The sequence below is a fragment of the Micromonospora sp. MW-13 genome (genome assembly GCF_003434305.1).
In the GTDB taxonomy this organism is placed as follows: Bacteria; Actinomycetota; Actinomycetes; order Mycobacteriales; family Micromonosporaceae; genus Micromonospora.
The window spans coordinates 119,330-142,222 of record NZ_QKKX01000005.1 but is presented as its reverse complement, the minus strand read 5'-3'; the positions used below and the strand labels follow the sequence as shown (position 1 = coordinate 142,222).

General features: G+C 75.4%; 23 protein-coding genes. 8 read left to right on the top strand and 15 right to left on the bottom strand.

All coding sequences use genetic code 11. From position 1 onward, the window contains the following. Positions 1-63: 63 nt before the first annotated feature. Genes C5N14_RS03365 through C5N14_RS03355 form a run of 4 tightly spaced genes read right to left on the bottom strand, consistent with a single transcriptional unit; the run spans position 64 to position 3,476 of the window. The gene (locus tag C5N14_RS03365) at positions 64-843 is read right to left on the bottom strand and encodes a sirohydrochlorin chelatase (protein ID WP_117665367.1); all 780 of its coding nucleotides are present in this window, start codon (positions 841-843) and stop codon (positions 64-66) included. Further along, positions 825-1,586 (bottom strand): phosphoadenylyl-sulfate reductase, encoded by a 762-nt coding sequence (locus tag C5N14_RS03360; RefSeq protein WP_117665365.1) that lies wholly within the window; start codon positions 1,584-1,586, stop codon positions 825-827. Before C5N14_RS03360 ends, C5N14_RS03365 begins: the two co-directional genes overlap by 19 nt. Then, positions 1,583-1,741: a hypothetical protein gene (locus C5N14_RS31970; protein ID WP_165878022.1), complete on the bottom strand. Its 159-nt coding sequence runs from the start codon at positions 1,739-1,741 to the stop codon at positions 1,583-1,585. The genes C5N14_RS03360 and C5N14_RS31970 overlap by 4 nt, the downstream gene beginning before the upstream one ends. 22 nt (positions 1,742-1,763) lie before the next feature. After that, positions 1,764-3,476, bottom strand: coding sequence for a nitrite/sulfite reductase (locus tag C5N14_RS03355; protein ID WP_117665363.1), 1,713 nt, complete (start codon positions 3,474-3,476; stop codon positions 1,764-1,766). Between the two features lie 442 nt (positions 3,477-3,918). Here C5N14_RS03355 and C5N14_RS03350 point away from each other — a divergent pair, with 442 nt between their 5' ends. After that, positions 3,919-5,433 (top strand): glycosyltransferase family 39 protein, encoded by a 1,515-nt coding sequence (locus C5N14_RS03350; RefSeq protein ID WP_117665360.1) that lies wholly within the window; start codon positions 3,919-3,921, stop codon positions 5,431-5,433. 14 nt (positions 5,434-5,447) lie between these two features. On the opposite strand, the gene C5N14_RS03345 is transcribed toward C5N14_RS03350, so the two are convergent. Continuing rightward, positions 5,448-7,088 carry a PAS domain-containing sensor histidine kinase gene (locus tag C5N14_RS03345; protein WP_117665358.1) on the bottom strand — a complete coding sequence of 547 codons (1,641 nt, stop codon included), beginning with the start codon at positions 7,086-7,088 and terminating at the stop codon, positions 5,448-5,450. Positions 7,089-7,113: 25 nt separating this feature from the next. After that, positions 7,114-8,145, bottom strand: coding sequence for an SIS domain-containing protein (locus tag C5N14_RS03340; RefSeq protein WP_117665356.1), 1,032 nt, complete (start codon positions 8,143-8,145; stop codon positions 7,114-7,116). Between the two features lie 256 nt (positions 8,146-8,401). On the opposite strand from C5N14_RS03340, the gene C5N14_RS03335 reads away from it, so the two are divergent. Continuing rightward, positions 8,402-10,231, top strand: coding sequence for a tetratricopeptide repeat protein (locus C5N14_RS03335; RefSeq protein WP_117665354.1), 1,830 nt, complete (start codon positions 8,402-8,404; stop codon positions 10,229-10,231). 19 nt (positions 10,232-10,250) lie between these two features. On the opposite strand, the gene C5N14_RS03330 is transcribed toward C5N14_RS03335, so the two are convergent. After that, the gene (locus C5N14_RS03330; protein ID WP_371685792.1) at positions 10,251-11,990 is read right to left on the bottom strand and encodes an MDR family MFS transporter; all 1,740 of its coding nucleotides are present in this window, start codon (positions 11,988-11,990) and stop codon (positions 10,251-10,253) included. Between C5N14_RS03330 and C5N14_RS03325 the strand changes: the two genes are divergently transcribed. Beyond that, the gene (locus C5N14_RS03325; RefSeq protein ID WP_117665350.1) at positions 11,956-12,522 is read left to right on the top strand and encodes a TetR/AcrR family transcriptional regulator; all 567 of its coding nucleotides are present in this window, start codon (positions 11,956-11,958) and stop codon (positions 12,520-12,522) included. The genes C5N14_RS03330 and C5N14_RS03325 overlap by 35 nt on opposite strands. A gap of 28 nt (positions 12,523-12,550) precedes the next feature. Here the strand turns inward: C5N14_RS03325 and C5N14_RS03320 are convergent, their stop codons facing one another. Together C5N14_RS03320 and C5N14_RS03315 are read right to left on the bottom strand one after the other, a co-directional pair. Further along, positions 12,551-13,066 carry a GNAT family N-acetyltransferase gene (locus C5N14_RS03320; RefSeq protein ID WP_117665348.1) on the bottom strand — a complete coding sequence of 172 codons (516 nt, stop codon included), beginning with the start codon at positions 13,064-13,066 and terminating at the stop codon, positions 12,551-12,553. Continuing rightward, the gene (locus C5N14_RS03315) at positions 13,063-13,278 is read right to left on the bottom strand and encodes a biotin/lipoyl-binding carrier protein (RefSeq protein WP_117665346.1); all 216 of its coding nucleotides are present in this window, start codon (positions 13,276-13,278) and stop codon (positions 13,063-13,065) included. The genes C5N14_RS03320 and C5N14_RS03315 overlap by 4 nt, the downstream gene beginning before the upstream one ends. A gap of 266 nt (positions 13,279-13,544) precedes the next feature. Here C5N14_RS03315 and C5N14_RS34075 point away from each other — a divergent pair, with 266 nt between their 5' ends. Next, on the top strand, positions 13,545-13,619 hold the full coding sequence (locus C5N14_RS34075; protein WP_370657623.1) for a 50S ribosomal protein bL37: 75 nt from the start codon (positions 13,545-13,547) through the stop codon (positions 13,617-13,619). Between the two features lie 106 nt (positions 13,620-13,725). Here C5N14_RS34075 and rsrA read toward each other — a convergent pair whose 3' ends face one another. The 5 genes from rsrA to C5N14_RS03285 all read right to left on the bottom strand — a co-directional run bounded on the left by rsrA (position 13,726) and on the right by C5N14_RS03285 (position 17,159). Continuing rightward, positions 13,726-14,013: a mycothiol system anti-sigma-R factor gene (rsrA, locus tag C5N14_RS03305; protein ID WP_117665342.1), complete on the bottom strand. Its 288-nt coding sequence runs from the start codon at positions 14,011-14,013 to the stop codon at positions 13,726-13,728. A 1-nt stretch (position 14,014) separates the two neighbouring features. After that, entirely contained in the window at positions 14,015-14,839 is an 825-nt protein-coding gene (locus C5N14_RS03300; RefSeq protein ID WP_117665340.1) for a sigma-70 family RNA polymerase sigma factor, read from the bottom strand. Positions 14,840-15,109: 270 nt separating this feature from the next. Further along, positions 15,110-15,727 (bottom strand): alpha/beta family hydrolase, encoded by a 618-nt coding sequence (locus tag C5N14_RS03295; RefSeq protein WP_117665338.1) that lies wholly within the window; start codon positions 15,725-15,727, stop codon positions 15,110-15,112. A gap of 131 nt (positions 15,728-15,858) precedes the next feature. Beyond that, positions 15,859-16,251 (bottom strand): WhiB family transcriptional regulator, encoded by a 393-nt coding sequence (locus C5N14_RS03290; protein ID WP_117665336.1) that lies wholly within the window; start codon positions 16,249-16,251, stop codon positions 15,859-15,861. Between the two features lie 200 nt (positions 16,252-16,451). After that, positions 16,452-17,159: an SOS response-associated peptidase gene (locus C5N14_RS03285; protein WP_117665334.1), complete on the bottom strand. Its 708-nt coding sequence runs from the start codon at positions 17,157-17,159 to the stop codon at positions 16,452-16,454. Between the two features lie 101 nt (positions 17,160-17,260). On the opposite strand from C5N14_RS03285, the gene aroA reads away from it, so the two are divergent. The 4 genes from aroA (at position 17,261) to C5N14_RS03265 (ending at position 21,523) form a co-directional block, all read left to right on the top strand. Next, positions 17,261-18,562, top strand: coding sequence for a 3-phosphoshikimate 1-carboxyvinyltransferase (gene aroA / locus C5N14_RS03280; RefSeq protein WP_117665332.1), 1,302 nt, complete (start codon positions 17,261-17,263; stop codon positions 18,560-18,562). After that, on the top strand, positions 18,532-19,665 hold the full coding sequence (gene rsgA, locus C5N14_RS03275) for a ribosome small subunit-dependent GTPase A (RefSeq protein ID WP_117665330.1): 1,134 nt from the start codon (positions 18,532-18,534) through the stop codon (positions 19,663-19,665). The genes aroA and rsgA overlap by 31 nt, the downstream gene beginning before the upstream one ends. A gap of 62 nt (positions 19,666-19,727) precedes the next feature. Next, positions 19,728-20,546 carry a histidinol-phosphatase gene (gene hisN / locus C5N14_RS03270; protein WP_117665517.1) on the top strand — a complete coding sequence of 273 codons (819 nt, stop codon included), beginning with the start codon at positions 19,728-19,730 and terminating at the stop codon, positions 20,544-20,546. A 59-nt stretch (positions 20,547-20,605) separates the two neighbouring features. Next, positions 20,606-21,523, top strand: coding sequence for a hypothetical protein (locus tag C5N14_RS03265; protein ID WP_117665515.1), 918 nt, complete (start codon positions 20,606-20,608; stop codon positions 21,521-21,523). Here C5N14_RS03265 and C5N14_RS03260 read toward each other — a convergent pair. After that, a complete protein-coding gene (locus tag C5N14_RS03260; protein ID WP_117665328.1) occupies positions 21,478-22,680 on the bottom strand; it encodes a glycosyltransferase in 1,203 nt (400 codons plus the stop codon). The genes C5N14_RS03265 and C5N14_RS03260 overlap by 46 nt on opposite strands. Positions 22,681-22,893: the final 213 nt, after the last annotated feature.

The window sequence follows — 22,893 nt, the reverse complement described above, 5'->3', positions numbered from 1 at the left end:
GCAGGGCAACCCCTGCCGGGGCGTTCTGCCGTCCGGGCGGTGGCGGGTGGTCAGGCCGGCCGCTCACCGCGTCGCGGCGTCCACCCGACGCAGCACCAGCGCGGCCAGTTCCGGGGCGTCGGTGAGCGGCCCGGACACCGTCACGGCGCCGGCCGACCGGGCCCCCGCCAGCACGGCGTCGTGGAAGAGGCCGGGGGCCAGGAAGTACGCCGACACGGCCACCCGGCGGTGGCCCGCCGCGCGCAGTCGGGCCACCGCCGCGCCCGTGCGCGGTGGGGCGGCCGAGGCGTACGACACCCGGCAGGGCACCCCGAGGTCGGCGCCGAGCGCCGCCGCGACCCGCCCCACCGAGCCGCGCGCCCGGTGGTCCCGGGTGCCGGCCGCCGCCAGTACCAGCGCGTCGAACCGGCCCGGCTCCGCCTCGGCCAGCCGGCGTCGCAGCCCGGCCAGCAGCGCGGCGTCGACCACGCCGTCGGCGGGACCGAGCACGTCGGAGACGCGTACGTCGATCGGCGGACCCGACTCCCGGGCCGCCGCGACCGCCGCCGGGACGTCGACCCGCCGGTGGTACGCGGCGGTGAGCAGCAGCGGCACCAGCACCGCCCGGGGGTGGCCGGCCGCCGCGAGCGACCGCAGCACCGCAGTCGGCCCGGGCTCGGTGTGGTCCAGCCAGCTCGCCGCCACGGTCATGCCGGGACGGGCTGCGGCGACCGCCCGGGCCAGCGCCAGGGTCGCCTCGGCAGCCCGGGGCTCCCGGCTGCCGTGCGCGACCAGGACCACCGGGTCCGGGGCCGCAGGCGACGCGCCCGCGACCCCGACGACAGTCAGACGTGCAGGCCGCACTCGGTCTTCTCGAACATCGCCCACCGCCCGGCCCGGGGGTCCTCCCCCGCCTTGGTCCGGCGGGTGCACGGCCAGCAGCCGATCGAGCCGTAGCCGCGCTTGAACAGCTCGTTGACCGGGATGTCGTGGCGGGCGATGTAGGCGTCCACGTCCGCCTGGCTCCAGGCGGCGATCGGGTTGACCTTCACCTTGCCGCGCCGGGCGTCGAAGGTCACCACCGGCGTGTTGGCCCGGGTCGGCGACTCGTCGCGGCGCAGGCCGGCGGCCCAGGCGTCGTAGCCGGTCAGCGCCCGCTCCAGCGGCTCGACCTTGCGGAGCTGGCAGCAGTCGTCCGGGGAGCGGTTGAACAGCCGGGGGCCGTACTCGCCGTCCTGCTGGCCCACGGTGAGCCGCGGACGGATCGAGCGGACGTTGACGGGCAGCCGCCGGGCCACCTCGTCGCGGACCCGCAGCGTCTCCGGGAAGTGCAGGCCGGTGTCGAGGAAGACCACGTCCACCCCGGGGGCGACCCGGGAGACCAGGTGGGCCAGGACGGCGTCGGCCATCGAGCTGGTCACGCAGAACCGGTCGCCGAAGGTCTCGGCCGCCCAGCGGGCGATCTCCGGTGCCGGCGCGCCCTCCAGCTCCCGCCCGGCCCGCTCGGCCAGCGCGCGCAGTTCCTCCGGGCCGCGCCGGGCCGGGTCGGCGGGCGCCGGGCCGCCGAGCCCGACCAGCCCGAGGCCCGCCGCGGAAACGACGTTCATCGGGTCACCGCCCGGCCGAGCAGTCCGGCCAACCGCACCGTGAAGACCCGGGCGCAGGCGTGGCACTCCCAGGCGCCGTGGCCGGCCTCGCTCGGCCGCAGGTTCTCCTCGCCGCAGTACGGGCAGTACAGCGGCACCGACCGGGTCTCACTCATCGCGACACCTCGCTTCGCTCGCTCATCTGAGTTCCTCCTCGTCGACCCTGATCACCCAGTTGGCGAACGTCTCGCCCGCGGTCCGGCCGGCCAGGTAGCGGCGGGCCAGCCGCTCCACGTACTCGGGAAGCTCGTCGGCGGTGGTCTTCAGGCCGCGCAGCTTGCGGCCGAAGCCGGCGGTCTGCCCCTGCGCCATGCCCAGGCCGCCGCCCAGGTGCACCTGGAAGCCCTCCACCTGGCGGCCGTTCGGGCCGACCACGAGCTGGCCCTTGAGGCCGATGTCGGCGACCTGGGTGCGGGCGCAGGCGTTCGGGCAGCCGTTGATGTGGATGGAGATGTCCGCGTCGAAGTCGCGCAGCCGCTCCTCCAGCCGGGCCACCAGTTCCTCGCCACGTGCCTTGGTCTCGACGATGGCGAGCTTGCAGTACTCGATTCCGGTGCACGCCATGGTGCCGCGCCGCCAGGCCGACGGCCGGGCCTCCAGGCCGATCCCGCGCAGCGCCGCCACCAGCGAGTCGGTCCGCTCCGCCGGCACGTCCAGCACCAGCAGCTTCTGGTACGGGGTGAGCCGCACCCGGTCGCTGCCGTGCGCCTCGACCACGTCGGCCAGCCGGGCGAGCTGGGGGCCGGAGACCCGGCCGACCACCGGGGCGGCCCCGACGTAGTGACGCCCGTCGCGCTGCGGGTGCACCCCGATGTGGTCGACCGGCCGCTTGGGCAGCTCGGGGGCGGGACCGTCGAGCAGCGTGCGACCCAGGTACTCCTTCTCCAGCACCTCGCGGAAGCGCTCCACGCCCCAGTCGGCGACCAGGAACTTCAGCCGGGCCCGGTTGCGCAGCCGGCGGTAGCCGTAGTCGCGGAAGATGCCCACCACGCCGGCCCAGACGTCCGGCACCTCGGCCAGCGGCACCCAGACGCCGAGCCGCTTGGCCAGCATCGGGTTCGTGGACAGGCCGCCGCCGACCCAGACGTCGAAGCCGGGGCCGTGCTCGGGGTGGTCGACGCCGAGCAACGCGATGTCGTTCGCCTCGTACGGGGTGTCCACCAGCCAGGACATCGACGTCTTGAACTTGCGCGGCAGGTTGGAGTACCGCTTGTCGCCGACGTACCGCCGGACGATCTCGTCGATCGCCGGGGTCGGGTCGAGCAGCTCGGCCTCGGCCACCCCGGCGACCGGGCTGCCGAGCACGATGCGTGGGCAGTCGCCGCACGCCTCGGTGGTCTGCAGGCCGACCGCCTCCAGCCGGCGCCAGATCTCCGGCATGTCCTCGACCCGGATCCAGTGGAACTGGACGTTCTGCCGGTCGGTGATATCGGCGGTGTCCCGGGCGAACTCCCGGGAGATGTCGGCGATGACCCGGAGCTGGGCCAGGTTGAGCTGCCCGCCGTCGATCCGGACCCGGAGCATGAAGAACTCGTCCTCCAGCTCGTGCGGCTCCAGCACGGCGGTGCGCCCGCCGTCGATGCCCGCCTTACGCTGGGTGTACAGCCCCCACCAGCGGAACCGGCCGCGCAGGTCCTGGGGGTCGATCGAGGCGAAGCCCCGGTGGGCGTAGATGTTCTCGATCCGGGCCCGGACGTTCAGCGGGTCGTCGTCCTTCTTGATCCGCTCGTTGGGGTTGAGCGGCTCGCGGTGGCCGAGCGCCCACTGCCCCTCCCCGCGCGGGCGGCGGGGGGCCCGGGCGGCGGGTGCCGTGGGTGCGTCGGGCCGGGCGGGGGTGCTGCTGACCGCCATCGCGGCGTCCTCCGTTGTCTGCTGTGCCTCAGAGCGCGGGCGCGCGGCCGGCCCGTGGGACGGGCCATGGACGGCAGTGTCGGACGGCCGGCGCGGGAACGCGCCCGAGACGAGTGGGTCGGGCGTCGTCAGTGGGCCGGACAGATGGCGCTGCGCACGCGGCCGTAGTCGACGTGGCGACGGGCCACGAGGCGACGGACGACAGCGGCAAGCATGCGGCCATGCTCCCACACCCCGGGGGGCCCGACCAATGACAGCGTGGGTGATCCCACATCACGGGCCGCCGATGCGAGCGAAGGGCAAGATCGCCCTCGATCAGGGGAACCGTCCCCTCCCCGTCGCGCCGGGGGCACTGTCCCCGGGTTCGAGCGCGATGTCCGCTGGGCCGCCCCGGGGCGGCCGGCGCTGTGGAAGGCTCGGCACCGTGGACGAATCGCCCCCGATGCGGCAATTGCCGGGGTGGCTCGGCCCGGTCTGGGCGTGGCCGGCGCTGGTGACCCTGGCGGTGACCGGCGCGGGGGTGGGCGCCGCCCAGCCGTGGCGGGACGAACTGGCCACCTGGAGCGCGGCCACCCGCCCGCTGGGCGACCTGGCCCGGATGGCCGGCGTCATCGACGCGGCGAGCTGGCCGTACTACCTGCTCCTGCACGGCTGGGTGGCGGCGTTCGGCGACTCCCCCACGGCGCTGCGGCTGCCGTCGGTGCTGGCCGCGGCCGGTACGGCCGGGCTGACCGCCGCCCTCGGGGGCCGGCTGTTCGGCCAGCGGGCGGGGCTGCTGGGCGGGCTGCTGTTCGCGGTCCTGCCCGGCACCTCCCGGTACGCCCAGGAGGCCCGCCCGTACGCGTTCGTCGCCCTGTTCGCGGTGCTGGCCACGCTGCTGCTGGTCCGGGCGCTGGACCGGCCGGGATGGCGCTCCTGGGCCGGCTACGCCGCCGCCGTCGCCGGGCTCGGCCTGGCCCACCTGGTCGCCATCACCCTGCTCGCCGCCCACGCGGCGACCGCGCCGTGCGCCCGCCGGGCCCCCGCCCCGCCCCCGGTCGGGGCGCCACGGGCCGTCCCCGGGCGCGCCCGTCGACCCCGGCCGCCGTGGGGCTGGCTGGCCGCGGTGCTGGCCGCGCTGGTGGTGCTGGCCCCGCTGGTGGTGCTGGCGGTCGGCCAGCGGGGCCGGCAGCTCGACTGGGTCGACCGCGCCCGCCCGGCCGACCTGACCGCCCTGCCGGGCGCGCTGGCCCAGAGCGGCGCGGTGGGCGGGCTGCTGCTGGGGCTCGCCGCGCTCGGGGCCGCCCGGTGGGGCCGGCGCGCCCTGCTCCCCGCCGCGTGCGTGGCGCTGCCGGTGCTGCTGGTGTTCCTGGCCGGGCTGGCCGGGCCGCTCTGGGTGCCGCGCTACCTGTTCTTCACCGTCCCGTTCGCCTGCGTCCTGGCCGGCGCGGCGCTGGGCGCGGGGGCGGCTCGCCCTGCGGCGTCGGTGCCGGCGGGCGCCGGGGTGGCGCTGCCGGCGGCGCTGGCCGTGGTGCTCCTCGCCGGCCTGCTCGGCCTGCCCGACCAGGCCGCGCTGCGGCGCAGCCACGAGTGGCCGCGCGACGCGCTGGTCGACTACCGGGGAGCGGCCCGGGTCGTCGACGAGGGACGCCGGCCCGGGGACGTGATCGTCTTCGCCCCCCGGAACGGCTGGCTCTTCCTCGACCTCGGCGTCCGCTACCACCTCGGCGACCGGCAGCCCCGCGACGCCCTGGTCGTCCGGGACCGGAACGCGCGCGGGGACTACTGGGCCGACGAGTGCCCACGCCCGGCCGAGTGCCTGGCCGGGGTCGACCGGGTCTGGCTGGTGGTCGCCGGCCGGCGCGCGGACCCGGTCGGCGCGGTGCCCGGCGTGGCCGGGGACGCGCTGCGCGACGGCTTCACCGTCGAGCGGGTCCGCCCGCGCCCGGGCCTGACCGTGGCGCTGCTCACCCGCTGACGGCGGCCCGCCGGTCAGGGGCGGACCAGGGGGACCACCAGCACCGCCTCGGTGCCGCCCTCGGCGCCGTTGCGCAACTCGATGGTGCCGCGCAGCTCCCCGGTCACCAGCGCCCGGACGATCTGGAGGCCGAGCCGGCTGCCGCGCTCGGTGTCGAACTCGGCCGGCAGGCCGCGCCCGTTGTCGGCGACGGTGACGTGCAGCTGCTTGCGGAACCGGTGCGCCGAGACGACCACCAGCGGCGCGGCCACCGGGCGGGGCTCCGTGGCGACCGGCAGGACGGGGCCCGCCTCCGGTCGCGCGGCCCCGCCCGCCGCCGGGGACGCGACCCCCGGCGCCCCAACCGCCGCCGGGGTCCCGGCCAGCGGGGCGGGCCCGGTCGCCGGGGCCTCCGCGGCCGGCGGGAAGCCGTGCTCGACCGCGTTGAGCAGCAGCTCGTTGAGGACCATGACCAGCGAGGTGGCGATCTCGGCGGGCAGCACCCCGAAGCTGCCCCGGCGGCGCATCCCGACGGTCTGCTCGGTCGCGGCGACCTCGGTCGCCGCACTGGCCACCCGGTCGACGATGCCGTCGAACTCGACCGCCTCGTCGCTGGACATGGAGAGCGTCTCGTGCACCAGGGCGATGGAGGCGACCCGGCGTACCGACTCCTCCAGCGCGACCCGGGCCTCCGGCATGGCGACCCGGCGGGCCTGGAGACGCAGCAGCGCGGCGACGGTCTGGAGGTTGTTCTTCACCCGGTGGTGGATCTCCCGGATGGTGGCGTCCTTGGTGATCAGGGCGCGGTCGCGGCGGCGTACCTCGGTGATGTCGCGGACCAGGACCAGCGCGCCGATCGGCACCCCGGCGGGCATCAGCGGCAGCGCCCGGGTGAGCATGGTCGCGCCCCGGGCGTCGATCTCCCGCCGGGGCGGCGCCTCGCCGCGCAGCGCCGCCAGGATGGCGTTGCCGGCGTCGGTGCCCTCCAGCGGGTCGCCGGCCAGCCGGCGGTGCAGCTTGGCCAGGTCCTCCCCCACGAGGTGCGAGGCGTAGCCGAGGCGCCGGTACGCGGACTGGGCGTTCGGGCTGGCGTAGGTGACCTTGCCGTTGGCGTCCAGCCGGACCAGGCCGTCGCCGACCCGGGGCGCGGAGGTGGTCTCCCCGGGATGCCGGGGCGGCGGAAACGTGCCGTCGGCGATCATCTGGGCCAGGTCGTCGGCGGTGGTGAGGTAGTTCAGTTCGAGCTGGCTGGGCGTGCGGGCGGTGGACAGGTTGGTGTCCCGGCCGACCACCGCGATCACCTCACCGGCCTCCCCGTCGGCGCTACGCAGCCGGACCGGGATCGCCTCGTGCCGGGCCGGCACGTCGCCGTACCAGACCGGGTCGCCCTCCCGCCAGATCCGGCCCTGCCCGTACGCGACGTCCAGGTGGGCCACCTCCGGCCCGCCGACGATCCGCCCCACCTGGTCGTCCTGGTAGGCGGTGGGGGCGGTCGTCGGGCGGACCTGGGCCACGCAGAGGAAGCTGCCCTCGCCGTCCACCGGCACCCAGAGCAGCAGGTCGGCGAAGGACAGGTCGGACAGCAGCTGCCAGTCTCCGGCGATCCGGTGCAGGTGGTCGATGTCGGCGGGGCGGAGCTGGGTGTGCTCCTCGGCGAGGTCGCGCAGCGTGGACACGCTGACCAGCGTGCCACGCCGGACCTCACATCGTCGCGGTGACCTTCTTGAGGCCGCGCGGGGCGTCCGGGTCCTCGCCCCGGGCCAGCGCCAGCGCCAGCGCCAGCCGCTGCAACGGCAGGATGTCCAGCAGCGGGGCGTAGCGCTCGTCGACCTCGGGCACGGCCATCCGGGTGGCCCCCTCGACGTCAGCGGAGCCGACCACCACCACGTCGGCGCGGCGCTCGCCCAGCCGGGGCAGCACCTCCCCCATCGACCGGCCGCCGGGGCCGGAGCCGACCACGGCCAGCACCGGGACGTCCGGGTCGGTCATGGCGAGCGGGCCGTGCAGCAGGTCCGCGCCGGAGAAGGCCAGCGCCGGCAGGTACGACGTCTCCATCAGCTTCAGCGCCGCTTCCCGGGCGGTCGGGTACGCGTACCCCCGGCCGGTGGTGACGAGCTGGGCGGCGAACCGGTAGCGCGGGGCGAGCTGGGCCGGGGTGGCGTCGTCCAGGGTGCGGGCGGCCAGCTCGGGCAGGGCGGCCAGCGCCGCCCGCTCCTCGGCGGGCAGCGCGCCGTCGCCGGCCCGGATGCCCTCCACGAGCAGCAGCAGGGCGAGCAGCTCGGCGGTGTACGTCTTGGTGGCGGCCACCGCCCGCTCGTGCCCGGCGGCGATGTCGACGCTCAGCTCGGCGACCTCGACCAGCGGGGAGCCGGGGTTGTTGGTGACGGCGAGGGTCAGCGCGCCCGAGGCGCGGGCGGCGCGCAGCACCTCGGCCAGGTCGGGCGAGCCGCCGCTCTGGCTGACCCCGACCACGAGCGCGTCGGACAGGTCGGGCCGGGCGCCGAAGAGGGTGACCGCGCTGGGCGAGGCGAGCCCGGCGGGCAGGCCGAGCCGGATCTCGGTCAGGTACGCCGCGTAGAGGGCGGCGTGGTCGGAGGTGCCCCGGGCGGTGAAGACCACGTGTCGGGGGCGGCGCTGCGCGATGGCGGCGGCCACCCGGGCGATCGCCTCGGTGTGCTCGGCGGAGAGCAACCGCTCGTAGCCGGCCGGCTGCTCGCTGATGTCGGCGGCCATCCCGGCCCCTGCACGCGTCACGGATACCCCTTCCCTGCGCGATAGCCGCGCGTTTCCTGCTCAGCCTTGCACGTTTGATTCGACGCGAGCAATCCAGCGAGCAACATTGCGCAGCGGATCACCATGCCGTGCCAACATCACCTACGCTTGCCCGGCCCGGCGCCGCACCGACGAGCGGGCCCGCCCGCCTCCGGCGAGCGCCCTGCGCGCGGGACGAACCCGCCGACGGCGAGCTACCTACGAGCGAGAGGCCCACGTGTCCGAGGGAAGGGACGATCCCCCGCTGTCGGCGGAGGAGGAGCTGGCCCTGGCCCGGCTCGCGCTGGACGAGGGCGACCTGTCGCACGCCGCCGGGCACGTGGCCGGTGCCCTGACCCGGGCGCCCACCCTGCCCGAGGTGCACGAGACGCTGGCCCGGCTCGCCACCGCCAGCGGCGGGGGCGTCGACCTGTTCCCGCTGCACCAGCGTGCCTTCGTCGGCGTCGTGGTGGCCCGCGCGCACCTGCTCGCCGCGACCGGGCGACCCGCCGACGGGCTGGAGCTGCTGGCCGCCGCCACCGGGCACGACCCCCGCGCCGACTGGGCCGGGGTGCCCTGGGTGACCGCCCCCGAGCTGCCCGAACGGCTCGATCCCGAGCGCGTCGCCCGGGTGCTGATGCAGGTCTGCGCCACCGTGGACGACCCGGTGCCGCGCGCCGACCGGGGCCCGCTGTCGCCGTACCTCACGCTGGCCCGCAACGCCGTCACCGTCCACCCCGACCACGGCCTGCTGCTCGGCGCGGCGTCCGCGCTGGCCCGGCGTCTCGGCGAGGTCACGCTGGCGATCCGCTGGGCCAGCCGGGGGGTACGCGTCCAGCCGTCGAAGCTCGGCGAGGTCTGGCTCGGGTACGCCTACCGCAGCGCCGGCCGGACCCGGGACGCCCTCGCGGCACTGCGCCGGGCCGTCGAGCACGACCCGGCCGACCTCGCCGTGTACGCCGACATCGCCGGCACGCTGGCCGACAACGGCCGGCTCGACGAGGCCCTGGACTGGATCGACCGGGCCCTGGTCCGGGACCCCACCTTCGACTGTGCCGTGCACACCGCGCACCGGCTGCGCTTCCAGCGCGACGGCGACGTGGCGCACCTGGTGGCGCTCGCCGACTTCGTCCGCGACCACCCCGACGACTCGCACGAGCACGGCGACCTCGCCGAGTGCTGCCGCAGCCGGCCCTGGCTCGGGCAGGTCACCCCGGCGGTCGGGGCGGCGGTGGCCGCGCTGCGTCACGCCCTGACCGAGGAGAACCGCGGCCACGGCGCGACCGTACGGCTGGCGACGCTGGAGCCGCCGAGCGCCATGCGTACCGTGGCGGCGGCCGTGCCCGGGCTGCGGGTCGAGGTGGCCGCGGTGGCCGACCCGGACCCGCGCGAGCCCCGTCGGGCCAGCGACCGGCCGCTGTGGCGCTGGGACGGCATGGTCGCCGCCCCGACGGTGCCGGCGCCCTCGGCCGGGGCCGCGGACCGGATCCGGCAGCTCGCCCACCCGGCCTGGCCGAACCCTCCGGCGGCGTACGACGCGGCGGTCGGCCTGGCCACCCTGGGTGTGACCGACCTGCTCGGGCTCCTGGTCCACCCGCCCGCGGCGCCCGCCACCGGGATGGGCCGGGTGCTGGCCGGCCAGGACCCGTCCCTGTGGGTGCGCTGCGTGCAGGTCTGGGCGTGCCTGGGCCTGCTGCACCACCGCACCGACGAGCCGTGGCCGGAGTCCACCCGCCGCCGGGTGCTGGTCGACCTGGTCTGGGGGGTGGAGGACTGGATCACCGAGGCGGCCCTGTTCGCCCTGGTCACCGCCGCCTGGGTCGACCCGTCCGTCCGGGCCGACGTGGCCGGGGTGGTGGCCGAGCGGCTCGCCGACGTGGCGACCGTGTCCCGGCAGCGGCCGGCGCCGATCGCGGTGTCGCTGGCCTACCTGGCGCTGGCCACCCCGGCCCTCGACGCGGGCACGGCCACGCTGGCCGGCGAGCTGATCTCCGGGCCGGGACCGCGCCGGGCGGGACCGGTGCGCCGCCTCTGGGCCCGGCTCACCCGCTCCCGACGCCGCCCCTGACCGACCGGGCAGGCGGTGGTCAGGCCGAGGGGGCCCGGCCGAGGGCGACCTCGGCCTGCTCCTCGCCGGTGTCCGCCGGCGGGGTGTCGTTGGTCGAGCGCAGCGGGACCTCCCGGATGAACCAGGCGAGCACCGGCACCAGGACGGTGAACAGCACCGCCCACCAGAAGACGTGCGAGATGGCGTCGGAGAGGCCACCGAGCACCAACTCCCGGGCCTGCGCCGGCAGCTCCTTGAGCTTGTCCAGGTCGAGCTGGCCGCCCTCGCCGCCCCCGCCGCTGAACGCGGACCCGGCGGACGAGCCGGCGAGCCGGTTGGCGAAGATCGCGCCGAACAGCGAGATGCCGAACGAGCCGCCGATGGAACGGAAGAAGGTGGCCGCGCCGCTGGCCGCGCCGAGGTCCTTCTGCTCGACGCTGTTCTGCGCGATCAGCATCGACGTCTGCATGAGGAAGCCCATGCCGACGCCGAGGACGACCATGTAGAGCGAGGACTCCCACTTGCCGGTGCCGACGTCGAGCCGGGTCAGCAGCGCCAGGCCCGCGACCATCACCGCGCCGCCGACGATCGGGAACATCCGGTACCGGCCGGTCTTCGTGATCGCCCGGCCGACCACCAGCGAGACCACCAGCATGCCGAACATCAGCGGGAGCAGCAGCAGGCCGCTGTTGGTGGCCGAGGCCCCCTGCACCGTCTGCTGGTAGAGCGGCAGGAAGTTCATCGCGCCGAACATCGCGAAGCCGAGCAGGAAACCGATCACCGAGATCAGCGCGAAGTTGCGGTTGGCGAACAGCCCCAGGGGCAGGATCGGCTCCGGGGCCCGGCGCTCGACGAGGCCGAACACGACGAGGGCGACCAGGGCCAGCGCCACCAGGCCGAGGATCTGCGGGGAGACCCAGTCGTAGGAGTTGCCGCCCCAGGTGGTGATCAGCACGATCGCGGTGATGCCGACCGAGAGCAGCCCCGCGCCGAGCCAGTCGATCCGGTGCTCGGTGCGGTACTTCGGCAGGTGCATGGTGGTGGCGAGCAGCACCAGCGCGACGCCGCCGAGCGGCAGGTTGACGTAGAACGCCCAGCGCCAGGAGAGGTTGTCGGTGATGAACCCGCCGACCAGCGGGCCGGCGACCATGGCGATGGCCATGATGCCGGCGATCATGCCCTGGTAGCGGCCCCGCTCCCGGGGCGGGACCAGGTCGCCGATGATCGCCATCACGCCGACCATCAGGCCACCCGCGCCGAGGCCCTGGACCGCCCGGAAGGCGATCAGCTCGACCATGCCGCTGTCCGTCCCGCCGAACGCCCCTGAGCCGGCCATCCCGCACAGCGCCGAGCCGATCAGGAAGACGACCACCGAGGTGAGGAAGACGGACTTGCGGCCGTAGAGGTCGCCCAGCTTGCCCCAGATCGGGGTCGAGACGGTGGTGCCCAGCACGTACGCGGTGACCACCCAGGTGAAGTGGTCCACCCCGCCGAACTCGCCGACGATCCGCGGCAGTGCGGTGCTGACGATCATGTTGTCGAGCATCGCGAGCATCATCGCGATCATCAGGCCGAAGAGGACCACCCGGACGTTGGGTCGTCGCTCCACGGTCTGCTGCTCCGCCTGGGTCATCGGTAAACTCCCCCGAGATGTGACTGACTTACTTGCCGGCCGGCTAGCTACCTTACTAGCCGCACGGTAGGTTCGGTAGCAACATGACGTCAAACGAGTTGGGTGGTCCACGGTGAGAGAGAGCACAGGCGGCACGCGGGAGCGCATCAAGACCGTGGCCCTGGAGCTCTTCACCGAGCAGGGGTACGAGAAGACATCGCTACGCGAGATCGCCGAGCGGCTCAACGTGACCAAGGCCGCGCTCTACTACCACTTCAAGAGCAAGGACGAGATCGTCAGCAGCTTCGTCGACGACCGGCTGGACCGGATGGACGCGCTGATCGCCTGGGCCGAGGGACGGCCGGCCACGGTGGCGACCCGGCAGGAGCTGATCGCCCGGTACGCCGACACCATGTTCGCCGCCGAGGAGCCCTCGGTGATGCGCTTCTTCGAGCAGAACCAGACCGTGCTGAAGAGCCTCACCGCCGGGCAGCGGATGCGCGACCGGATGATGCGGCTGGCCCTGGCGCTGGCCCGGGGCGACGACTCACCGGGCGCCCAGCTACGCGCCTCGGTGGCGCTGTTCGCCGTGCACAGCAGCTGGTTCGCGATCCGCGGCCCGCACGTCACCGACGCCGAGCGGCGCAAGCTCGCCCTGGAGGTGGCCGACGAACTGCTCGCCAGGATCGGCGAGGGCTGAGCGTCAGGGGGTCGGCGAGGGCTGAGCGTCAGGGGGTCGGCGCGGGCAGTTCCCGGCGCAGGCCGAGCAGCTCCACCCCGGGCAACGGCGACCAGTCCCGCTCCGGCGTGCGGACGAAGCCCAGCCGCTCGTAGAGCCTCCGGCCGGCCTCGGCGAAACCGGCCCGGACACAGATCACCACCGCCGAGCAGCCCAGCCCGGTGGCGCGGGACAGGCAGGCCCGCACCAGCGCCGCGCCGGCTCCCCGGCCCTGGGCGGCCGGGTCCACCGCGAGCATCCGGAACTCGGCCTCGCCGGGGCCGCAGAGTTCGGCGTACGGGGTGCCGGGCAGCACGAACGTGACCGACCCGAGCAGCTCGCCGGTGGCCTCGTCCACGGCGACCAGCACCTCGCCACCGGCCGCCCGGGTCGCCACGTCGGCGAGCGCGACGGCGTAGCCGTTCTCCCCCTTGAGCTGCCCGTCGGCCTCGTACGCGGCGACGGTCAGCCGGGCCACCGCCGCGAAGTCGGCCTCGTCGGCCCGCCGGACCAGCAGGCCGGTCAACCGATCACAGCGATCAGGTCGCCGTCCTGCACCACGTCGCCCTCGCTGACCGCGAGCTGCTGGACGACACCGTCGGCCTCGGCGATGACCGGGATCTCCATCTTCATCGACTCCAGGATCACCAGGGTGTCCCCCTCGGCGACGGTGTCCCCGGCCGCCGCGACGACCTTCCACACATTGGCCACCATCTCGGCGCGGATCTCCTCGGCCATGTCGGACCTCCCTCTCCACCGGTGTGTCTGCGATCGGTATCCAATCATGCGCCGGCTCGTGGCGGGGGCGGAGTGGGTGACGGCGTACGACACGCGTCGCGCCCGGGACGGGACAGGGGTCGCGCGCGAGCACTGCCCCGGCGGACCACGCCGGACGCCGGCCGCACTAGCATCAGCGGGTCGGCCCGCGGGTGTCCGAGGGCCGGTATCCGACCACCGCCGCGTTCTCTCGCGGGCGGAAGTGACCAGCACCTGAGGAGGTCGACATGGCGAAGAAGTCCCGGAAGAAGAAGGCCCGGAAGAAGAGCAGCGCGAACCACGGCAAGCGCCCCAACTCCTGACCGGCGCGGCGGCCTGCCCGCCGCCCCCGGCCCACGGGGCCGGGACACGATGGTGGCCCGGGTCGACCGACCCGGGCCACCATCGTGTGGTCGTGGCGGGTACCCGTCAGTCGGCCAGCTCGCGCGACTCGGTCGGCTCGAAGACGATCAGCTCGGTGAGGCGGACCCGCAGCCGCTCGCGCAACTGCTCCGGCGCGGTCTCGTTGCCGCAGCACCGAGCCACCAGCGCCTTCACCTCCTGCTCAAGGCCGTACTCGCGCAGGCAGGGCCCGCACTCGTCGAGGTGGCGCCTGATCAGCAGGCGGCGCTCCTCGGCGCACTCCAGGTCCAGGTAGAGGTAGACCTCCGCGAGCACCTCGTGGCAGTCCGTCTCGTGCGGCTTCCCACAGCTCACGTCACACCTCCCGGCCGGCGGCGGCGGTCGAACCCTTGGCCGGCTGCGCAGCGGTGAAGCCGCGCTCGGCGGCGTACCGTTCGAGCAGCTTGCGCAGATTACGTCGGCCGCGGTGCAGCCGCGACATCACCGTGCCGATGGGGGTGCCCATTATGTCGGCCACCTCCTTGTAGGAGAAGCCCTCGACATCGGTGAGGTAGACGGCCAGCCGGAATTCCTCCGGCAACTGCTGGAGGGCCTGCTTGACGTCGCTGTCGGGCAGTCGGTCCAGCGCCTCGGTCTCGGCCGAGCGGAGCCCGCTGGAGGTGTGCGACTCGGCCTCGGCGAGCTGCCAGTCGGTGATCTCCTCGGTGGGCGCCTGGATCGGCTGGCGCTGCCGTTTGCGGTAGGAGTTGATGTAGGTGTTGGTCAGGATCCGGTACAGCCAGGCCTTCAGGTTCGTGCCCTGTTCGAACTGGTGGAAGGCCGCGTACGCCTTCAGGTACGTCTCCTGGACCAGGTCCTCCGCGTCGGCCGGATTGCGCGTCATGCGCAGCCCGGCGGCGTAGAGCTGATCGACGAAGGGCATCGCATCCCGCTCGAAGCGGGCCCTGCGCTCGTCCGTCTTCTCGGTGGTCAACCGCACATCCCCTCGCGTCGGATGCTTTCCCGCCGAGGATACGCGCCAGGGCCCGGGCGCAGATTCACTTTCGGCCGGTGTGCTGGTCCTCACCGCCGCGGGCCCGTCCGGCCGCGCCGGGGCGGGCCACTCCGGCGCCTTGAGCAGCCGTCTGAGCTGCCGCGCCTCCCGCTCGTCCCGTTCCCGGCTCCGTGTCTCGGTCGGCACCGGTCACACCCCCCTGAAGCAGAAATCTCGTCCGTGGGAGGTAACGCGGGCCGCCACGCCTGGCATTCCGGCCGATCGCCCCCGTTCCTGGTCCCGGCCCCGGCGAGCGCCGACGCTGGGACCAGGAAGGGCCTGGGAGGGACGGTGCCGGTCGCCAGGATCGGGCACCCGACACCACCGGAGACAACGACGCGTGCCGCTCCCGGTCACGGCCGCGCTCCGGTCCCGCCCGCCCGCGTCCGGGGGGTGGCGGGCGACCGGGGCCGCCGGTCAGGGCGACGCCCAGCCGCGCCCGCGCAGCCAGTCGATCACCACGGCGGCCGTGCCGGCCGGATCGTCGCGCAGGTCGTGCCGCTCGCCGGGGCGGACCACCACCCGGACCGGCGGGCCCGCCGCGGGCACGCCGAAGGGGTCCCGGTCGCCGTTGACCACCAGCGTCGGCAGGCCGGTGGCCAGTTCCGCCGCCCGGGAGCGCTCCGGCCGGCCCGGCGGGTGCAGCGGGAAGGCCAGCGCCAGCACCGCGTCCGCGCCGACGGCCACTGCGGTACGGCAGGCCACCCGGGCGCCGCTGGACCGGCCGCCCACCACCAGCGCCCGCCCGGCGGGGTGTCGCCGGCGCACCTCGGCCACGACCGCCGTCCACGCCTCGTCGAGGTGCCCGGCGGGGGCCGGGGCGCGCCGCCCGGCCACCCGGTACGGCTGGGTCACCCGGACCACGGCCACCCCGGCGGCGACCGCCGCGTCCCGGACCGCGACCAGGTCGGGCGCGCTGACATCGCCGCCCGCGCCGTGCCCGAGCACCAGCAGGGCGAACGGCGGGCCGGCCGGCAGGTCGGTGTCGACCCGGGCCGGCCCGCGTGGTGTCCCGATCTCGTCGTCGTGCCGCACGGGCCCATTCTGCGGGTCGGCGGGACGGCGCAGTGGGTCCGCCGCGGGATCGCGCCCCGGCCCGTACGCCGGGCACGGCGGACCACCAGGCCCTCGCCGGCACCGGCGAAGATCGCCGCGCCCTTGACGGGTCAGCTCAGCGGGACCAGGGTGAGCAGCCGGTCCCGCACCGGCGGGCCGGCCTCGTCGGCCGCGTCCGGGTCCGGGTCCACCTCGCTGCGCCAGGCGACCAGCATCGCCCGGCGCTCGCGCGGCGTGGTGCCGCCCCAGACGCCGTGGCAGTCGCCGACATCCAACGCCCAGGCCAGGCAGGATCCCTGTACATCGCAACTGCGACAGAGGGCCACCGCCACATCGGCCGGTTCGTTGGGCGCCGGAAAGAACGTCTCCGGATCCACACTCTGGCAGGTCCCTCTGGTCCGCCAGGCTTCGTCCTGTCGCCGTTCACGCAACGCCCGCAGCAGTCGCGGATCTCGTCGTGCGGCGGCCACCTCATGCGGGCGGGGCATACGCGCCCGTGTCATCCACCCACCTCCCCCGTGGGACCGGAAAGATCGATGGGCGGCGTTCGCACCGTGCGAATCGTCGCCCACTACCGGCGCTGTGTTGTATCGCACTTCCGGACACGGGGACAAGGGTCTCGCGGGAAGAATGACTAAAAAGGCGGTCGACGATCCGGCGCAACCCTGGCGAATCAGTCCGCGACAATGTGCTTCGTCGCTTGTCAGAAAAGCGTGATGTCCCCGGTCAGCGCGGTCTGCGCCGGCACCCGGGCGGTCAACTGCGGCCCGTCGTTGCGGACGTTGCCGACCGCCGACCCGACCGGCCGGACCTCCAGGCCGGCCAGCCAGTCGGCGGCGGGCGGGGCGAGCAGCACGGCCGGGTCGTCCACGGGCCCCAACCAGGACGCCCAGCGCTCCCGGGGCAGCAGCAGCGGCATCCGCTCGTGCACCTCGGCCAGTTCGCCGACGGCAGCGGTGGTCAGCACGCTGAACGTCAGCACGGGCCCGGCCGGCCCCTGCCAGGTCGTCCAGATGCCCGCCAGGGCGAGCACGGAGGCGTCGGCCGGGGTCATGTAGTAGGCCCGCCGGCCGCCCTCCGGCCGGCGGACCCACTCGTACCAGCCGTCGGCGGGGACCAGACAGCGGCGGCGGGCGAACGCGGGCGCGTACGCCCGGCTGGTGGCCACCGTCTCGGCCCGCGCGTTGATCATCCGGGCCCCGTCGCCCGGCGAGCGCGACCACGGCGGCAGGAACCCCCAGCGGCCGGCGGACAGGACCCGGTGCCCCTCGGCGGAGAGCCGGACCAGCGGCACGGCGGAGGTGGGCGCCACGTTGTGGCTCGACCGGACGCGGCCGTCGGTCTCGTCGTACGACTCGAACAGCCCGCTCAGCTCACCCGCGCCCCGGGTCGTCGCGTACCTCCCGCACATGGGGCACACGCTAACGTCCCGCGCCGCGTTCGGCTGTCCCGCCAACCGGGAGCGGACCCGCCGGCCCGCCGAGCCGGGGCGGGACACGGCAGAATGTCACCGTGGGGATTCCGACCGCGACCCGGCCGTTACAGCCGTGGACCGCTCCGACCGCGTCCGATCCGGTGGTGGCCACGCTGCGGCTGCCCGGCTCCAAGTCGATGACCGCCCGCGCGCTGGTGCTCAGCGCGCTGGCCAGCGGTCCCTCCACGCTGGCCGGGCCACTGCGGGCCCGGGACACCGAGCTGATGGCCGGCGGGCTGCGGGCACTCGGCGCGCACATGTCGATCGCGGACGACGACCGGTGGCTGGTCCGGCCGCACCCGCTGGCCGGCCCGGCACACGTCGACGTCGGCCTGGCCGGCACCATCATGCGGTTCGTGCCGCCGGTCGCCGGCCTCGCCGACGGGCGGGTCACCTTCGACGGCGACCCGCAGGCCCGCACCCGGCCGCTCGGCCCGCTGATCGGGGCGCTGCGCACCCTCGGGGTGCGGGTCGAGACCCCGACCACCGGCAGCCTGCCGCTGACCGTGTTCGGTGCCGGCCGGGTGGCCGGCGGCGAGGTGGTGATCGACGCCTCCGCCTCCAGCCAGCTCGTCTCCGGCCTGCTGCTGGCCGCGCCCCGCTTCGACCGGGGCGTGGTGGTCCGGCACGTCGGCCCGCCGGTCCCGTCCGCGCCGCACCTGCGGATGACCGTGCAGATGCTGCGGGCCGCCGGGGCGGCCGTCGACGACAGCGTCCCGGACGTCTGGGTCGTCGAGCCGGGTCCGCTGAGCGGGCGGGGCTGGGAGATCGAGCCGGACCTCTCCGGCGCGGTGCCGTTCTTCGCCGCCGCGCTGGTCACCGGGGGCGAGGTGACGCTGCGGGGCTGGCCGCGCAGCAGCGCCCAGCCGGTCGAGCAGCTCCGCGCCCTGCTGTCCCGGATGGGCGGCGAGGTGACCCTCACCACCACCGGCCTGACCGTGCGCGGCACCGGCACGGTGCACGGGATCGACGCCGACCTCTCCGACGTCAGCGAGCTGACCCCGGCGCTGACCGCGCTCGCCATGCTCGCCGACTCGCCGTCGCGGTTCACCGGCGTCGCGCACATCCGGGGGCACGAGACCGACCGGATCGCCGCGCTCGCCCGCGAGTTCGCCGGACTCGGCGCGGACCTCACCGAGTCCGCCGACGGGCTGGAGATCCGCCCCCGACCGCTGCGCGGCGGGACGTTCCGCACGTACCACGACCACCGGATGGCGCACGCCGCCGCGGTGACCGGGCTCGCCGTCCCCGGCGTCGAACTTGACGACGTGTCGTGCACCTCGAAGACCATGCCGGAGTTTCCGGCACTATGGTCGGCGATGGTGACCGGAAAGAGCTGACACGGCGGGGGGACGTCCTGGCGACCAAACGGCGGGAGTACGACGAGGACGACGTGCGGGTCCGGCCCGGGAAGTCCTCGCGCCCACGCACCCGGACCCGACCCCGGCACGAGGACGCGGTCGACGGCCTCGTCATCGCCGTCGACCGGGGCCGCTACACCTGCGTCCTGCCCGACGCCGGCCCGGACGCCCCGCTGGTGACCGCCATGCGGGCCCGGGAGCTGGGCCGCAAGTCGGTGGTGGTGGGCGACCGGGTGGGCCTGGTCGGCGACACCTCCGGGGCGGCCGGGGCGCTGGCCCGGATCGTCCGGATCGCCGAGCGCAGCTCGGTGCTGAGGCGCACCGCCGACGACGACGAGAACACCGCCGAGGGGCGGCTGGAGCGGGTCGTGGTGGCCAACGCCGACCAGCTCGTGATCGTCAGCGCGCTGGCCGACCCGCCGCCGCGAACCGGGTTCATCGACCGCTGCCTGGTGGCCGCGTACGACGCGGACATCGAGCCGCTGCTCTGCCTGACCAAGGCCGACCTGGCCGGCCCCGAGCAGGTGCTCGGGTACTACGCCGAGCTGGAGCTGCCGTACGTGCTGGTCCGACCCGACTCCGACCTCGACGCGCTGCGCGACCTGCTCGCCGGGCGGGTGTCGGTGCTGGTGGGGCACTCCGGGGTGGGCAAGTCGACGCTGGTCAACCGCCTCGTCCCGGACGCCGACCGGGCGGTGGGCGTGGTCAGCGCGATCGGCCGGGGCCGGCACACCTCGACCAGCGCGGTGGCCCTGCGGCTGCCGCCCCGCCCGGGCGGGGACACCGACCCGGGCTGGATCGTCGACACCCCGGGGGTGCGCAGCTTCGGGCTGGCGCACGTCTCGGCGGACAGCCTGCTGCACGGCTTCCCCGACCTGGTCGAGGGGACGGTCGACTGCCCGGTGAACTGCCCGCACACCGCCGACGAGGCCGGCTGCGCGCTGGACGCCTGGGTGGCCGCCGGCAAGGCCGACGCCCGCCGGCTGGCCTCGTACCGCCGGCTGCTGGCCTCCCGGTCCGGGGAGGGCGACGCGCGCGAGCCCGACCAGCGCAACCCCGGCGACCCGCTCGCCGGGTCGTGATCCGCCAGCCGGGCGCGACCCACCCGACCGGGCCAGACCTGGCCGCCGCTACCGTCTCCGGCATGACCGGGTACGCCGACGACCTCGCCCTCGCCCACCTGCTCGCCGACCGGGCGGACGAAATCTCCACGGCCCGGTTCCGCGCCCTCGACCTGCGCGTCGAGGCGAAGCCGGACCTGACCCCGGTCTCCGACGCCGACACCGCCGTCGAGCGGAAGATCCGCGCGCTGCTGACCGAGCGGCGCCCCGGCGACGGCCTGCTCGGCGAGGAGTACGGCGAGCAGCCCGCCGCCGGGCCGGGCGGGCGGCGCTGGGTGGTCGACCCGATCGACGGCACCAAGAACTTCGTCCGGGGGGTGCCGGTCTGGGCGACCCTGATCGCCCTGCTGGAGGGGGACCGCCCGGTGCTCGGGCTGGTCTCCGCGCCGGCGCTGGGCCGGCGCTGGTGGGCCGCCCTCGGCGAGGGCGCGTACGCGGGCCCGGACGCCGCCCACGGCGCCCCGATCCGGGTCTCCGGGGTGAGCCGGCTCGCCGACGCCAGCTTCTGCTACTCGTCCCTGTCCGGCTGGGAGGACGCCGGCCTGCTGGAGCCGGTGCTCCAGCTCATGCGGGACACCTGGCGCAGCCGGGCGTACGGCGACTTCTACGGCTACATGCTGCTGGCCGAGGGGGCGCTGGACGTGATGGTCGAGCCGGAGCTGTCCCTGTGGGACGTGGCCGCGCTGGTGCCGATCGTCACCGAGGCGGGTGGGACGCTCACCGACCTGGCCGGCCGGCCCGCCCCCGGCGGCGACGCGGCCGGGGAGCACAGCGCGGTGGCCAGCAACGGCCGGCTGCACGCCGACGTCCTGGGCAGGCTGGGTCGGCCGGCCGCGCGCTGAACGCCGCCAGCCTCTATCCTCGCCAGGTGGTGTCCTCCGGTTGGTGCTTCCTGGCGGCGATGATCGTCGCGTACGGCATCGCCAACCTCCTCCAGTCCGTCGCCGCGGCGCGGACCACCCTGCACCACACCTTCGACCCCGGGCTGCTGCTGCGGCTGGCCGGCCACCGCACGTACCTGGTCGGGCTGGGCTGCCAGGTCGCCGGCTTCGTGCTGGCCTTCCTGGCCCGCCGGGACCTGCCCCTGTTCCTGGTCCAGGCCAGCGTGGCGGCCGGGCTGGGGGTGACCGCCATCCTCGGCGTGCTGGTGCTCAAGTGGCGGCTGCCGAGGGCGGAGATCGGGCTGCTGGCGCTGCTCTTCGCCGGGATCACCGGCCTGGTGCTGTCCGCGCAGCCGGCACCGTCCCGGCAGCTCGGTACCGCCGGCCTGGTCGCGCTCGCCGTGGCGCTGGCGGTGATCGCCGTGGTCGGCGTCTTCGCGGTACGCCTGCACGGCGCGCCCGGCTCGGTGGCGCTCGGCTCGCTCGCCGGACTGGCCTTCTCCGCCGCCGCGGTGGCGGCCCGCCCACTCGCCTCCGCCACCACCGTGGAGGGGTTCGTCCGGGACCCGCTGCTCTACCTGCTGGTGGCCCACTCGGTGGTCGGCCAGCTCCTGCTCGGCCTGGCCATGCAGCGCGGCTCGACCACGGCGGCGGTCGCCGCGATGGACGCGGCCGGGGCGGTGCCCGCCGCGATCGTGGGGCTGCTGCTGCTCAACGACAAGATCTGGCCCGGCCGGGAGTGGCTGGCCGCGCTCGGTTTCCTGACCACGCTGGCCGCGGTGATCGGCCTGACCAGGTACGCCGAGCCGCAGCACCACCACGAGGTGGCCCGGGAACACGACCGGGGTTTGCTGCCCGCCCGAGCCCCGGCCCGGCGGGCGGCCGGCGACCGCTACGCCGCTTCGACCGGCCGGCGCCGGCCGACCACCCGCTCGTAGAGCCGCTCCAGCGCGCCGGCCGTCCGGTCCCAGGTGTAGCTGCACCGCACCCGGTCCACCGCGGCGTGCCCGTAGGCGAACCGGCCGGCGTTGTCGGCGAGCAGCCGGCGCAGGGTCACCCCCAGGGCCCGGACGTCGCCGGGGGGCACCAGCTTCCCGGTGACCTCGTCGACCACGGCGTCGGCGATGCCGCCCATGGCGTACCCGACGACCGGCACGCCGCAGGCCATCGCCTCCAGCGACACCCGGCCGGCCGAGGAGTAGTGCGGGGTGCAGGCCACCACGTCGGCCGAGCGGTACCAGGTGGCCATCTGGTCGTGCGGCACCGCGCCGACGAGCTTCACCTGGTCGGCCATGCCGGTGCGCTCGGCCAACTCGCGCAGGCGGCGGGCCTCGGCGTGGTGCGTGAGCTGGTCGACCGGCGGCCCACCGGCGATCACCAGTTCGGCGTCGCCGACCAGCCGCATCGCGCGGACCAGGTCCTCCTGCCCGTGCCCGGGCGACAGTCCGCCGACGGAGAGGATCCGGGGGCGCTGGTCGCGCGGGGCCGCCTCCCCGTCGGGGTGGAACTGCTCGGTGTCCACCCCGGCGGGCACCATCGCCACGGACGTGCGTTGCAGCCCCATCCGGGTCAGCTCGTCGACCTCGTCGTTGCACTGGGCGACCGCGATGTCCACCGCCCGGGTCAGGGCCCGCTCCAGCGGGATCCGGGTGCCCGGCCCGTCGTAGCGGGGGCCGAGGTGGCGAAGCTGCTCCACGCCGAGGGAGTGGAAGGTCTGCACGACCGGGATGTCGGTCTCCCGTACGGCCTGCGCGGCGGCCAGCCCGCCAACCCAGTAGTGCCCGTGCACCACGTCCGGAATCCACCCGCCGGACCACCGGTCGGCCAGCCAGCGGCCGAACTCGGCCACGTGCGGGACCAACTCGGCGGTGGGCGTCGGGGCGGCCGGGCCGACCGTGGCCCGCTCCACCCGGTAGCCGTCGCGCTCCAGCGTCGCCGGCAGCGCCGGATCGTCACGGCGCTCGTACACATGCACGTCGTGGCCGCGACCGGCCAGTTCGGCGGCGACCCGCGCGATGTGGTCGCGCGTGCCGACCACCGGACCGTCGGCGGACCGCGACGGGCCGGAGTGCGCGCACACTAGGCCGACGCGCATGGGTCACCTCCACGCGTTTGCTGAGCTGGTGGTCCTCCCGGTCAGAGGGTCCCATTAACCGCGACTCCGGGCAGCGAAACCTGGCAAGTCGGAAACGTACGACCGGCCGGGACCGGGCCGGGCGGGACGAGACGGGGCGGGAAGGGGCGCGCCGTGACGGCCGGGACGGCTATCCGACCTGGGCCGGCGGCATGAGCGGGCGCGTCGAGGGTA

Excerpts from the sequence above, each read along its gene's own strand:
- C5N14_RS03360 (WP_117665365.1), bottom strand. The coding sequence starts at position 1,586 with ATGAACGTCGTTTCCGCGGCGGGCCTCGGGCTGGTCGGGCTCGGCGGC.
- C5N14_RS31970 (WP_165878022.1), bottom strand. The coding sequence starts at position 1,741 with ATGAGTGAGACCCGGTCGGTGCCGCTGTACTGCCCGTACTGCGGCGAG.
- C5N14_RS03355 (WP_117665363.1), bottom strand. The coding sequence starts at position 3,476 with ATGGCGGTCAGCAGCACCCCCGCCCGGCCCGACGCACCCACGGCACCC.
- C5N14_RS03350 (WP_117665360.1), top strand. The coding sequence starts at position 3,919 with ATGCGGCAATTGCCGGGGTGGCTCGGCCCGGTCTGGGCGTGGCCGGCG.
- C5N14_RS03340 (WP_117665356.1), bottom strand. The coding sequence starts at position 8,145 with ATGGCCGCCGACATCAGCGAGCAGCCGGCCGGCTACGAGCGGTTGCTC.
- C5N14_RS03330 (WP_371685792.1), bottom strand. The coding sequence starts at position 11,990 with ATGCGCTCCCGCGTGCCGCCTGTGCTCTCTCTCACCGTGGACCACCCA.
- C5N14_RS03315 (WP_117665346.1), bottom strand. The coding sequence starts at position 13,278 with ATGGCCGAGGAGATCCGCGCCGAGATGGTGGCCAATGTGTGGAAGGTC.
- C5N14_RS03290 (WP_117665336.1), bottom strand. The coding sequence starts at position 16,251 with ATGACACGGGCGCGTATGCCCCGCCCGCATGAGGTGGCCGCCGCACGA.
- C5N14_RS03285 (WP_117665334.1), bottom strand. The coding sequence starts at position 17,159 with ATGTGCGGGAGGTACGCGACGACCCGGGGCGCGGGTGAGCTGAGCGGG.
- rsgA (WP_117665330.1), top strand. The coding sequence starts at position 18,532 with ATGGTCGGCGATGGTGACCGGAAAGAGCTGACACGGCGGGGGGACGTC.
- hisN (WP_117665517.1), top strand. The coding sequence starts at position 19,728 with ATGACCGGGTACGCCGACGACCTCGCCCTCGCCCACCTGCTCGCCGAC.
- C5N14_RS03265 (WP_117665515.1), top strand. The coding sequence starts at position 20,606 with ATGATCGTCGCGTACGGCATCGCCAACCTCCTCCAGTCCGTCGCCGCG.
- C5N14_RS03260 (WP_117665328.1), bottom strand. The coding sequence starts at position 22,680 with ATGCGCGTCGGCCTAGTGTGCGCGCACTCCGGCCCGTCGCGGTCCGCC.